General features: G+C 73.1%; 13 protein-coding genes. 10 read left to right on the top strand and 3 right to left on the bottom strand.

The features are described from left to right. The first annotated feature begins 20 nt into the window (after positions 1–20). Genes ruvX through IW256_RS21710 form a run of 3 tightly spaced genes read left to right on the top strand, consistent with a single transcriptional unit; the run spans position 21 to position 2520 of the window. Positions 21–479, top strand: a complete 459-nt coding sequence (gene ruvX / locus IW256_RS21720; RefSeq protein WP_197012727.1) for a Holliday junction resolvase RuvX — start codon at positions 21–23, stop codon at positions 477–479. Next, positions 476–1678: an endolytic transglycosylase MltG gene (gene mltG / locus IW256_RS21715; RefSeq protein WP_197012726.1), complete on the top strand. Its 1203-nt coding sequence runs from the start codon at positions 476–478 to the stop codon at positions 1676–1678. The genes ruvX and mltG overlap by 4 nt, the downstream gene beginning before the upstream one ends. After that, positions 1678–2520 (top strand): shikimate dehydrogenase, encoded by an 843-nt coding sequence (locus IW256_RS21710; RefSeq protein WP_197012725.1) that lies wholly within the window; start codon positions 1678–1680, stop codon positions 2518–2520. The genes mltG and IW256_RS21710 overlap by 1 nt, the downstream gene beginning before the upstream one ends. A 68-nt stretch (positions 2521–2588) precedes the next feature. Here the strand turns inward: IW256_RS21710 and IW256_RS21705 are convergent, their stop codons facing one another. Continuing rightward, on the bottom strand, positions 2589–3899 hold the full coding sequence (locus tag IW256_RS21705) for a prenyltransferase/squalene oxidase repeat-containing protein (protein WP_197012724.1): 1311 nt from the start codon (positions 3897–3899) through the stop codon (positions 2589–2591). Positions 3900–4171: 272 nt separating this feature from the next. Between IW256_RS21705 and IW256_RS21700 the strand changes: the two genes are divergently transcribed. Then, positions 4172–5053, top strand: coding sequence for an HIT family protein (locus IW256_RS21700; RefSeq protein WP_197012723.1), 882 nt, complete (start codon positions 4172–4174; stop codon positions 5051–5053). Here IW256_RS21700 and IW256_RS21695 read toward each other — a convergent pair. Then, positions 4963–5931 carry a PfkB family carbohydrate kinase gene (locus IW256_RS21695; RefSeq protein ID WP_197012722.1) on the bottom strand — a complete coding sequence of 323 codons (969 nt, stop codon included), beginning with the start codon at positions 5929–5931 and terminating at the stop codon, positions 4963–4965. The genes IW256_RS21700 and IW256_RS21695 overlap by 91 nt on opposite strands. 16 nt (positions 5932–5947) lie before the next feature. Beyond that, the gene (locus IW256_RS21690) at positions 5948–6595 is read right to left on the bottom strand and encodes an NUDIX domain-containing protein (protein ID WP_197012721.1); all 648 of its coding nucleotides are present in this window, start codon (positions 6593–6595) and stop codon (positions 5948–5950) included. Positions 6596–7082: 487 nt separating this feature from the next. Here IW256_RS21690 and infC point away from each other — a divergent pair, with 487 nt between their 5' ends. From infC to IW256_RS21660, 6 genes are all read left to right on the top strand, one after another. Further along, entirely contained in the window at positions 7083–7655 is a 573-nt protein-coding gene (gene infC / locus IW256_RS21685) for a translation initiation factor IF-3 (RefSeq protein ID WP_197016463.1), read from the top strand. A gap of 202 nt (positions 7656–7857) precedes the next feature. Beyond that, positions 7858–8052 carry a 50S ribosomal protein L35 gene (gene rpmI, locus IW256_RS21680; protein ID WP_197012720.1) on the top strand — a complete coding sequence of 65 codons (195 nt, stop codon included), beginning with the start codon at positions 7858–7860 and terminating at the stop codon, positions 8050–8052. Positions 8053–8122: 70 nt separating this feature from the next. Continuing rightward, positions 8123–8500 (top strand): 50S ribosomal protein L20, encoded by a 378-nt coding sequence (gene rplT, locus IW256_RS21675; RefSeq protein ID WP_197012719.1) that lies wholly within the window; start codon positions 8123–8125, stop codon positions 8498–8500. A gap of 25 nt (positions 8501–8525) precedes the next feature. Continuing rightward, positions 8526–9338, top strand: a complete 813-nt coding sequence (locus IW256_RS21670) for a TrmH family RNA methyltransferase (RefSeq protein WP_197012718.1) — start codon at positions 8526–8528, stop codon at positions 9336–9338. A 321-nt stretch (positions 9339–9659) separates the two neighbouring features. Continuing rightward, the gene (locus tag IW256_RS21665) at positions 9660–10295 is read left to right on the top strand and encodes an STAS domain-containing protein (RefSeq protein WP_231403880.1); all 636 of its coding nucleotides are present in this window, start codon (positions 9660–9662) and stop codon (positions 10293–10295) included. Between the two features lie 223 nt (positions 10296–10518). Beyond that, positions 10519–11556: a sensor histidine kinase gene (locus IW256_RS21660; RefSeq protein WP_197012717.1), complete on the top strand. Its 1038-nt coding sequence runs from the start codon at positions 10519–10521 to the stop codon at positions 11554–11556. Positions 11557–11716: the final 160 nt, after the last annotated feature.

Raw genomic sequence — 11716 nt, 5'->3', positions numbered from 1 at the left:
GGACCGGTGGGAGCGGACCGATGAGGCGCGGCGTGCGGCTCGGCGTCGACGTCGGGACGGTACGGATCGGGGTCGCGCGCAGCGACCCCGGCGGGATCCTGGCCTCGCCGCTGGAGACGGTCCGGCGCGGCAAGGGGGATCTCGACCGCCTCGCCGCGCTCGCCGGCGAGCACGAGGCCTTGGAGGTCGTCGTGGGACTGCCCACGTCGCTGTCGGGCAAGGAGGGCCCCGCCGCCGAGGCGGCGCGGGCGTTCGCGGCCGAACTCGCCGGCCGCCTCCCCGAGGAAGCGGTCCGCCTGTACGACGAGCGGCTGACCACCGTCACGGCCGAGAGCGGCCTGCGCGCCGGCGGGGTGCACGGCAAGGCCCGCCGCAAGGTCGTCGACCAGGCCGCCGCGGCGGTGCTGCTGCAGGCGGCGCTGGACGGGGAGCGGTTGACGGGGCGGCCCCCAGGCGAGATCGTCCGGGGAAGCTCATGAGCGACTTGGATCTCTTCTCCGACCCGTACGGCTCCGATCCGTACGGTGACCCGGACCACGACGACCGCGGGCGCCGCTCCCGGCGCCCCGGTACCCGGCGGCAGGGCCAGCGGCAGCGGCAGAAGCAGCGGCGCCGGGCCCGCAACGGCAAGGCCGCGTTCCTGTTCGCGATGGCGTTCCTGGTGGCGGTGGTCGGCACCGGCGGCGTGCTCGGCGCCGCGTGGCTCGACCATCGGATGAACCCGCCGGACTACGAGGGCCAGGGGACGGGCAGCGTCACCGTCCAGATCAAGGACGGCGACAGCGGTTCCACGATCGCCGCGACCCTCCTGTCGCACCAGGTGGTCAAGAGCACCGGGGCGTTCGTGGAGGTCTACGGCAAGAATCCCAAGGCCGCGGGCATCCAGCCCGGCTTCTACAAGCTGCGCAAGCAGATGTCCTCGGCGGCGGCGATGGCGCTGCTGCTCGATCCCAAGTCGCGGGCGGGCAACCTGATCACCCTCCCCGAAGGGCTGCGGGTGAGCCAGGTCGTCCAGCAGCTGGTGAGCAAGACCGGGATCCCCAAGAGCGACTTCGAGAAGGTGGTCCGGCGCCCGACCGGGCTCGGCCTGCCCTCGTACGCCAACGGCAAGCTCGAGGGCTACCTGTTCCCGGGCCAGTACAACCTCAACCCCAACGCCTCCGCGCGCGAGGTCCTGAAGATGATGGTGGACCGGTTCAACCAGTTCGCCCGGCAGTCCGACCTGGAGGGACGCGCGCAGCGGGCGAAGCTGAAGCCCGGCTCGGTGATCACGATGGCCAGCCTGGTGCAGGCCGAGAGCGGGCGGCCGTCGGACATGCCGAAGATCTCCCAGGTGATCTACAACCGCCTGCGGCACCGGCCCGTCCCGATGTTCCTGAAGTTCGACAGCACCACGCTCTACGGGCTCGGCAAGTTCGGCATCGTCGCCAGCAGCGAGGACATCAAGTCCAAGAACCGCTACAACACCTACAACTACGGCGGGCTCCCGCCCGGCCCGATCTCCAACCCGGGCGAGAAGGCCATCGACGCGGTCTTCGAGCCCGAGGACGGCGACTGGCTGTTCTTCGTCGCCACCGACCCCGACAACCGGATCACCGAGTTCGCCAGCACCGAGGCCGAGTTCGAGGTACTGAGGCGGAAGCTGAACAAGTACCTCGAGTCCAAGGGAGGCAACTGATGCCGCGGGCGGCCGTGCTCGGCAAGCCCATCGCGCATTCGCTCTCCCCGGTGCTGCATCGGGCCGCGTACGCCGCGATGGGCCTGGACGGCTGGGTGTACGAGAGTTTCGAGTGCGACGAGACCGGCCTGTGGGGCTTCCTGGAGACGCTGGACGAGGACTGGGCCGGCCTCTCGCTGACCATGCCGCTCAAGCGCACCGCGCTGAAGCTGGTCGACACTGTGTCGGAGCTGGCGGTGGCGGTGGGCGGCGCGAACACGATCGTGATGCGCGACGGGCGCCGCCACGGCGACAACACCGACGTGTACGGGATCGTGGCCGCGCTGACCGAGGCGGGGCTGGGCGCTCCCGGGTCGGCGGTGGTGCTCGGCGGCGGGGCCACCGCGGCCTCGGCGCTGGCGGCGCTCGCCGAGCTCGGGCTGACCAAGGCCGGCCTGGCGGTGCGCAATCCCGAACGGGCGGCCGAGTCGGTGGCGGCGGGCGAGCGGTTCGGGCTGACCCTGCGCGTCGGGGCACTGGACCGGCTGCCCGACCTGCTGGAGGCCGACCTGGTGGTCTCGACCCTGCCGGGGATCGCGGCCGACCCGTACGCCGGGCAGATCGCCGCCTGCGGGGCCGCCCTGTTCGACGTGGTCTACGCGCCCTGGCCGACGGCGTGCGCGGCGGCGGTCGAGGCGTCGGGCGGCACCGTGGTCAGCGGCTTCGACATGCTGGTCCACCAGGCCGTACGGCAGGTCGAGCTGATGACGGGCCGGACGGGCGTGCCGGTGGAGGCGATGCGGGCGGCGGGCGAGGCCGAACTGGCCCACCGCGCCTCCGAGGCCGTCCTCCCCGAGGTCTGACCCGGCCCGAGTCTGGCCCGGCCCGAGTCTGACCCTGCTCGCGGGGCGGCCCGGCCGGGTCGCGCTTCTCACACGGGGGTCCGCTCGGTCGGCTGCGGGGCCGGGGGCACGGGCGGCGGCGGGCGCCGCCGCTTCATCGCCTCGTGCGTCGTGGTCAGCACCATCGGCAGGATCACGCTGAGCCAGAAGTCCTTCCACCCCCACGTCCCGGCGGCGACCCCGCCGAGGCTGCCCACGGTGACCAGGGCGAGCACCAGGACCGTCCAATGGCGCCTGAGCCACCCCGCGGGATCGACCCGCGGGCGGCCCGGCAGCAGGGCCGGGAGGGGGAGGTCCCGCGCGTGGGCGCGCTGGACGATCGTCGCGTCCGGGAGCCAGTGCACCAGGTCCCCGGAACGCGGCGGCGGGAGCCGGGTGAGCTCGATGAGCGCCTCCATCCGCCACCACAGCGTCCAGAGGGACGTTCCCGCCGCGCCGGGATGGCCGTTCCAGCGCGGGCCGGTGACCTTCCCCCGGGCGAGCGTCTGGAAGGCGCGGGCGACGGCGGGCCCCGAAGGGCCGCGAGGGTCGCGCAGCATCGCCAGCAGGGCGATGGGCAGCCCGTAGTGCCAGAGCGCCAGCCGCCAGACGGGCGGGGTCGCGCCGCCGTGCGGCGAGACGTCGTAGGTCTCGATCCAGGTGTGCTCGTCCTCCGGGTCCAGATGCTCGCGGAGCCAGTCGTGCGCGGCCGGCAGCCGCTCGTCCTGGAACCGGCCCGGCCCGGCCTCCGCCAGCGTCACCAGCACGAACGCGGTGTGCGTGACCGTCGGGGGCGCGTCGGGGGTCGGCCCCCAGCCGGGCCGCCGCCCGGTCCGGTCGCCGGTCAGCCACTCCACGCCCCGCCCGATCGCCGGATCGTGGGGGTTGAGCCGCGCGAGGGCCCGGAGGGCCAGGCAGGTCTGCCAGACCCGTGACGGGCAGCCCAGCAGCGACCCCCAGCCGCCGTCGGGATTCTGGTTGCGCAGCAGCCAGCGGTAGGCGCGCCGCAGGTCGGGCGCGTCCTCGCGCAGGCCGCAGCGGGCCAGCGCCAGGAAGCGCGCGATCCAGGCCGTGGCCTCCACCACGGGCATGCCCAGGCTGGTCTTGGTCGACCAGCCTCCGTCGATCAGGACGTCGTCCGACGACATCTGCTGCGCGGTGAGGTAGGCCAGGCCCTCGTCGAAGTGCTCGAACGGCCGCCGCGCCTCCGTGAACGCCAGCAGCCCGACGGCCGTGGCCGTCGTGCCGGGCTGCGGCCTGGACAGGTCGTGGTACCAGCCGCCACCGCCGTCGCCGGCGAGCGAGTAGGAGTCGCGCAGCACGTCCAGCGACTCGTTGAGGCGCGCGTGGAGTACGGCCATGTCAAGAGCCGGTGTCCGAAGCTCGGGGGAGGACGCCGTTCCGTGGGATCGGGGGGAGTGGTGCACAGTAACCGCCTTCGTTGGCTATGTGCCCGCTCAGACACGTTCTCTACCCCATGGGTCTGGGGGCTCTATCCGTGATCGACCCTGATGGGAGCCCGTTCCCGGGCACGTTGACGAGGAGACGTTCACGATCGTGTGGAGTCAGGACAGCGAGTCAAGGTCGCCGCGGGCGCGTTCGATGCCGTACCCGGCGGCCGATGGAGGACGGGATGGCGCGCCAGGAGACGCCGCGGGCGGCAGGGGCCGAGAAGGGGGAACGGGACTGCGTGCTGTGCCCGCCCCTGCGGTTCCGCCTCAACGAGATGGCCGACCTGCCCGGGGAGTCCGCGGTACTGGCGGACGATGGTGGCCTCTTCCTCATGCCGGACCTCGCCCCCCTGGCCGACGGGCATGTGCTGCTGGTGACGGCACTGCACCATCAGTGCGCCGGGGCGTTCGAGGAGGAGCTGTGGGAAAGGGCCTGGCGATGGCGGCACCGCGTCGGGCGGATCTACCGGGCCGCGTACGGCCGCGAAGATCTGGTGATGTTCGAACATGGACCCGGTACCCCGCAAGGCGGAGGCGCGTGCGTCGACCACGCGCACTGGCACCTGCTGCCGCACTCCTCCGGCGGCGGTATGCGCGCCCTCCTGGAGGAACGCGGGCTCGGCGGTAGGGCCGCGACGTGGGAATCCGTGCGCGAGTACTTCCGTACGGGCCGTTCCTACCTCCTCCTGGAAGAGGAGGGGGCGGTGACCGTCCACCCAGGGGAAGGCGTACCGAGCCAGTACCTGCGCTGGGCGGCCAAGAAGGCCCTGGGCGCCCAGCAGGGAGCAGCGCACGATCCCGAGACGCAGAGCTGGCGCTGGCAGGAAGTGTTCGGCCTTCCCGCCAGTCGGGCCCGCTTCCTGCGCACGCTGGAGCGGCTGCGCGCGGCGATGGCCCAGGACGAGGCGGAGGACGAGGCGGAGGCGGAGGACGAGTTGAGGGGCGATCCGGAGGGCGGTCCGGACGAGGGCGGTCACCGGGATGCGCGTGCCGCCGCCCACCAGAAGAGCTCCCCGGCCGCCAGCCGGTCGCCGAACCCGATCCGCTCGACGCCCTCCCCGTAACCGGTCGGGTATTCCAGGAGCAGCCCGTCCCGTCGGCGGGCGAGCACGTACTCCAGGGACCCGGGCCCGAATCGCAGCAGCCACAACGGCCTGGCGGGTGCCGGAACCGCCTCGTCCAGCGCCGGGACCAGCCCCCTGACCTCGGCGGATCCGATCATCGTCGCGGGCCGCCCGAGCAGCCGGGCGATCGTGGGCGCCTCGCTGATGACGACGTCGGCCAGCCGCAGCATCGGGATCACCTCCGAGGCCGGCAGCCGGGCGTCGATGTCGTGCGGGACGAGGTCGAACGCGACCAGCGTGCCCGAGAGCCGTGCGATCTCCGCGGCCCGGAGCACCGCGGCCCGCGAGACGGGGGACAGCAGCGCGTACCCGTCGACGGACAGCACGTCCGCGCCGCGGATCTCGGCGGCGGCGTCGCGCACGTCCCGTTCCGAGAGGAGGCGGTTGGCCGAGTCCTCCTCGGCGACCAGCAGCCTGACCCCCCGGCCGCCGGTCTCCGACCCGTCCCGGAGCATCATCGTGACCCCGTTGGGCATGCCCGGCTCGACGCGCAGCAGGTCGCGCAGCCCCAGCCGCCGCAGCTCCCGCCGGATCACGTGGGTGAAGTCGTCATCGCCGATCCGGGCCAGCACCCCGACGTCCCGGAAGTAGCCGGCCGCCCGGCGGGCCAGGTTGACCGCCGTCCCGGCGACCAGCGCCCGCGCCGGGGCGTAGGCCAGCCGGTCGGAGGTCAGCTCGGTGAAGCGCAGGCCGGGTAGCAGCGCGCGCACCTCGATCCGCACGTCCCCGACCGCCAGGAGGCGGAACCGGCGTTCGGGGACGCCGTCGAGGCCGGGCCAGTCCACGGGCGATCGGGCGGGAGTCTCGATGATGTCCATGGCGGGGGGCGAACGGTCAGGCGGGCGACGAGGCGTCCGGCGGGGGCGGGGAGAGCGGCGGGAACGGTGGTGACGGCGCCGCCCCGGAGTCCAACGGCGCGGTGTCCAACGGCGCGGTGTCCAAGGGTGCGGTGCGCGTCAGGAGGAACGCCTGCATGACCGGGCGCAGGCTCGGGATGAGGTCGAACCCCGCGATCTCCTCCAGCGGGACCCAGGCGGGATCGGCGAGGTGGTCGGTGGCGGTCTGGTTCTCCAGGGTGACCTCGCGTGTCACCGGGTGGCACAGCCGTGCCGCCGCCACCACCCGGACGCGCGGGGCCCGGGTGTCACGGGCGCGGCATCCGGGCCCCGCGGCATCCGGCATGAACCACTGCCAGAGATGGAACGGCGGACCTGGAGTGATCTTCAGTCCGACCTCCTCCCAGACCTCGCGCCGGATGTGGTCGTCGAGGTCGAGGTCGGCGCCCACCTCCAGCCGGCCGCCCGGCACTTCCCAGCGCCCCGGGTGGTACGGGTCGGACGCCGCCTTGCGGACCATGAGCAGGCGGCCCCGGTCGACGATGAAGGCCTTCTGCGCGAACTCCAGCCGCGGCTCGGCGACGCCGAGCGAGGCCGATCGGGAAGCATCGGGGACATCAGGGACATCGGTCCTGAAGGCGGTCATAGCGAGGAGTCTTTCCGTGCTACCGGCCCTGGCGGTCCGTGCTGGGACCACCGTAACAACCCGCTCCCGGCGGGGGAATGTACGACCGGGGCGCGGTGTTGGACAGGTTCGTGTACCCCTGCGGCGCATCGCGGGGCCTTCCAGGAGGTTCCGGGCGTGCGTCCGTGTGAACTCGTGGCCGCGCAAGGGGCTCGCGAGTGATAAGCTGAACAACCGACCGGCCCTGACGGATATCCATGCGGCTAACCGTCCGGGGCGATCAAGCGGAGGCCACCTCCCACCTGACCGGCCGTCAAGCCGGTGGGTCTCGGTCCGGCGTATGGACGTCGTCACGTCCGTACCGTCGTCGTCTTCGGCGTCCCTGACGCCGAAGCGGCCGAAGGTGGCCCCGCATGCGAGTCGTGCGGGGCTTTTCGCATGGAAGCCCTGGGGTACGACCGGTCCCGAAGACTGAGAAAGAACGTGAGAACGGCCCCAAGGAGGTCCCATCAGCGCCGAACCGCGTATCAACGACCGCATTCGCGTGCCCGAGGTCCGGCTCGTCGGCCCGAACGGCGAACAGGTGGGCATCGTGCCCATCGCCAAGGCCCTTGAACTCGCGCGCGAGTCGGATCTCGACCTGGTCGAGGTGGCGCCCACCGCGCGTCCGCCCGTCGCCAAGCTCATGGACTACGGCAAGTTCAAGTACGAGTCCGCGATGAAGGCGCGCGAGGCGCGGAAGAACCAGGCGCACACCGTCATCAAGGAGATCAAGCTCCGGCCCAAGATCGACCCGCACGACTACGAGACCAAGAAGGGTCACGTGGTGCGGTTCCTGAAGGCCGGGGACAAGGTCAAGGTGACGATCATGTTCCGCGGCCGGGAGCAGTCCCGGCCCGAGCTCGGCCGCCGGCTGCTGCAGCGGCTGGCCGACGACGTCGAGGACCTCGGTTTCGTCGAGTCCCTGCCCAAGCAGGACGGCCGGAATATGATCATGGTGATCGGCCCGCACAAGAAGAAGGCCGAGGCCAAGGCCGAGCGCGCGGCGGCCCGCGCGGAGCAGGACGCCGGCTCCGGCTGACGGCTCCGGCAGACCGCCCGGCCCGTCCGGGCGAACGGGGCGGCCGTACGCGACCGCCCCGGCCCGGCCCTGCACTCGCGGGGTCGGTGACGCACGTACATTGAGCCTGACCAGACGCGCCCGCCGTGCGCGGCGCGTCCGATCAGGCACGCCTCCGTGCCCGCAGCGGAGGCCAGGGACAGTGAGGGAGACGACGGCGACCATGCCGAAGACCAAGACCCACAGCGGTGCCAAGAAGCGCTTCAAGCTGACCGGCTCCGGCAAGGTGATGCGCCGCCGCGCCAACCGCAACCACCTGCTCGAGCACAAGCCGACCAAGCGGACCCGCCGCCTGGACGGCCCGGCCGTGGTGACCCCGGCCGACGCCAAGAACATCAAGAAGCTGCTGCGCAAGTAGCCGGCGACCCAGCAACCCGTACGACCGGCCGAGGCCCGGAGGCCCCGGCCCCCACGAAGGAGTTCAACACGTGGCACGCGTGAAGCGGGCGGTCAACGCCGCCAAGAAGCGTCGGGTCGTCCTGGAGCGGTCGAGCGGCTACCGCGGCCAGCGGTCGCGCCTGTACCGCAAGGCCAAGGAGCAGCAGCTCCACTCGATGACCTACGCCTTCCGGGACCGCAAGGACCGCAAGGGGCAGTTCCGCCGGCTGTGGATCCAGCGGATCAACGCCGCGGCCCGCGCCAACGGGATCACCTACAACCGGTTCATCCAGGGCCTCAAGGCCGCCGAGGTCGAGGTCGACCGGCGCATGCTGGCCGAGCTGGCCGTGAACGACGCCCCCGCCTTCGCCGCCCTGGTGAAGGTCGCCAAGGCCGCGCTGCCCGCCGAGGGCAGCCAGGCCGCCTGACCGGCGGACGGGCGATCACCGCGCCATGGCGGGCCGCGAGCTGACCTCTGTCCGATCACCCCGGGTGAAGGCGGCTCGGCGGCTCGCCAAACGCGCCTTCCGGCGCCGCGAGCGCCGCTTCCTCGCCGAGGGGCCCCAGGCGGTACGGGAGGCACTGGAGATCCCCGGGGGCCTGGCCGAGCTGTTCACCACGGCGGAGGCCGAGGCCCGGCACCCCGACCTGGTGACGGCCGCCGAGCGGGCCGGGGTCCCCGTGCTGCGGGTGAGCGGGGAGATCATGGCCGAGCTGGCCCAGACCGTCACCCCCCAGGGGCTGCTGGCGGTCTGCGAGTTCGTCGACGTTCCCCTGAGCGCGGCGCTGGAGAAGGCGCCGCGCCTGGTGACGGTCCTGGCGCACGTACGCGACCCGGGCAACGCGGGCACGGTGCTGCGCACCGCGGACGCGGCCGGGTCGGAGACCGTCGTCTTCACCGACGCCTCGGTCGATCCCTACAACGGCAAGTGCGTGCGGGCCTCGGCGGGCAGCCTGTTCCATCTGCCCGTCGTCGTCGGGCCGCGCTTCGACACGCTCATCGCCGAGTTGAAGCAGGCCGGGCTGACGGTCCTGGCGGCGGACGGCGCCGGCAAGCGCACCCTCGACGAGGCCATCGACGACGGGCTCCTGGCGAGCCCCACGGCCTGGGTCTTCGGCAACGAGGCGTGGGGCCTGCCTGAGGAGATCCTGCGCCACGTCGACGACGTGATCCGCGTGCCGATCTACGGGCGCGCCGAAAGCCTCAACCTGGCCACCGCCGCGGCCGTCTGCCTGTACGCCTCGGCCCGCGCCCGGCGGGCCTGACCCGGCCCGGGGCCGGTCCGCCCGGCCCGGGCGGCGTCCGCGGTCCGGGCAAGCCATGATCACCTGCGGTTTCACGCCCTGCCGCCGCCGACCGGACGCATTCCCGTTCCGGTGGCCGCAAACGGCCGCTTCAGGCGGCATGTTCAGGGCGCTGACCCGCGAAGATGAACGCGTATCGAGCGGATGTTCGGATCCCGTCCGCCGGGCGGACTCGTTCCTGAGGAGGAGCGTGATACCAGCCCGGCGACGGATCCGGCTGTCTCACCCGATGCCTACGGTTGTGCGAGAACGGCACTGAGGCCGTTGCGAAGTGGGGGCGACATGATGACCGACGATGGCAGGACGGCCCGGCGCCAGTCCCGGCGGGGGCCGGACCTGCGCTGCCGTGCGGGCGCCGCGCGCCCGGCCGGCGATCTCGCGGACCGGCGCGCCGGGGAGGGCGCCGCCGCGTCCGTCCTGGAGATCGACGTCCTGCGGGAGGAGGGCGGGACGGCGCTGGCCGCGGTCCGCGGCGAGATCGACGTGCAGACCGCCGACACCCTGCGGGACCGCCTGGCCGCCCTGCACGCCGCCGGCCACCTGGTGGTGGTGCTGGACTTCACCGCGGTGCCGTTCTGCGACGCGGCCGGGCTGGGGGCCCTGGTCGCCGCGCACAACCGGGTCGCCGAGCGGGGCGGCCGGATCCGCCTCGTGGGGGTGCGGCCCGCCCAGCGCCGGCTGCTGCGCATCACCGGCCTGCACCGGCTCTTCCCGCTGTACGAGAACGTGGAGGACGCGCTGGCGGGACGGGCGCCCGCCAAGCCCGCCAAGCCGTCCAAGGGCGCCAGGCCGGCCACGTCGAAGGCTCCCAAGGCCTCCAAGGCTTCCAAGACCTCCAAGGCCGCCCGGACCTCCCCGCGGACGTCCTCCGGCCGGTCCAAGCCCGCCGCGCCGTCCACGGCCGCCCCGCACGCCTAGCCGTGCTGTCCCGATCTCGGGCCGAACTTGCACCGTGAGGCCACAAAAGCCTTGCCGCAAGGAGTTCCGCGGGTCCCGTAAGGCGGCCGTCTCCGGATAGAGTCTCTTCTCGACAGGCCGCGTTCTACCGTGTCTGGAGGCCGTTGTGGGCGGAGACGACTCCCCGCACGCGCCTCCCCGCGTGCCCTCGGCAGAGAGCACGTCCCGCTGCGTACAAGAGGACATGACCGACGATCTGCCCGACGGGCTGCTGGTGGCGGACGGTGACGCCCGCGTCATCGCGTTCAACGCCGCCGCCGCACGGATGACCAAGATCCCCGCCGACCTCGCGATCGGCCGTGACTTCCGCGACGTGCTGCCGCTGTACGACGCCGAGGGCCGCGACTGGTGGAAGTGCCTGGCCCCCTACGACGGGCTGGCCACCCGCACCCGGCATCCGGAGCGCTCGCTGTTCCTTCCCGGCGGGTGCGAGCTGCTGGTGACCGCCGCGTACCGGCGTGACGAGCGGGGCCGGGTCCGGCGCTTCACCGTGTGCCTGCGCGACGCGGCGCACCGGGCCCGCCAGGAGCGCGACCGGGCCGATCTGGTCTCCACCGTCGCGCACGAGCTGCGTTCCCCGCTGACCAGCGTCAAGGGCTTCACCGCGACGCTGCTGGCCAAGTGGCACCGCTTCAACGACGACCAGAAGCGGGTCATGCTGGAGACGGTCAACGCCGACGCCGACCGGGTGACCCGGCTCATCACCGAGCTGCTGGACGTCTCCCGGATCGAGTCGGGCCGGCTGGAGATGCGCCGCCAGGTGGTGGACCTGGCCGAGGCGACCCGCAAGGTGATCGCGGGGCGGATCGCGGCGGGCGAGCCCGGGGACCGGTTCCGGTTCGAGGAGCACGGCGATCTTCCCGAGATGTGGCTCGACCCGGACAAGATCGATCAAATCCTCGGCAACCTGGTGGAAAACGCGGTGCGCCACGGCGCCGGCACTGTCACCATCGTGGTGGAGCCGGACGCGCATAAGGAGGGGGCCACCGTGTCGGTGCGCGACGAGGGTCAGGGCATCCCGCCCGAGGCCGTCTCACGCGTGTTCCGGCAGTTCTGGCGCGGCCCCGGCGGCAACCGCCGCGGCGGCACCGGCCTCGGCCTCTACATCGTGAAGGGCCTCGTCGAGGCGCACGGCGGCACCATCACCGTGCGGCGCGCGCCCGGCGGCGGCGCCGAGTTCCGATTTACGTTGCCCGCCGGCGCTCCGGACTACGCCTCCTGACCGAGGCGCGCACCCCGTCCCACGAGCGTCCGCGCGGGCCGCACCCAGGCACCACCGCCTCCGCGGCGCCCACGGCGCCCCGGCGGCACCGGCATCGACCCCGCGTCCGCCGCCAGCGTCCGACCGGGCGGCCGGCGCCGCCGCGGGGGCCCGCGCCGCC

It is taken from the genome of Actinomadura viridis (genome assembly GCF_015751755.1).
Classification (GTDB): domain Bacteria; phylum Actinomycetota; class Actinomycetes; order Streptosporangiales; family Streptosporangiaceae; genus Spirillospora; species Spirillospora viridis.
This window is presented reverse-complemented; position numbering and strand designations above follow the sequence as displayed.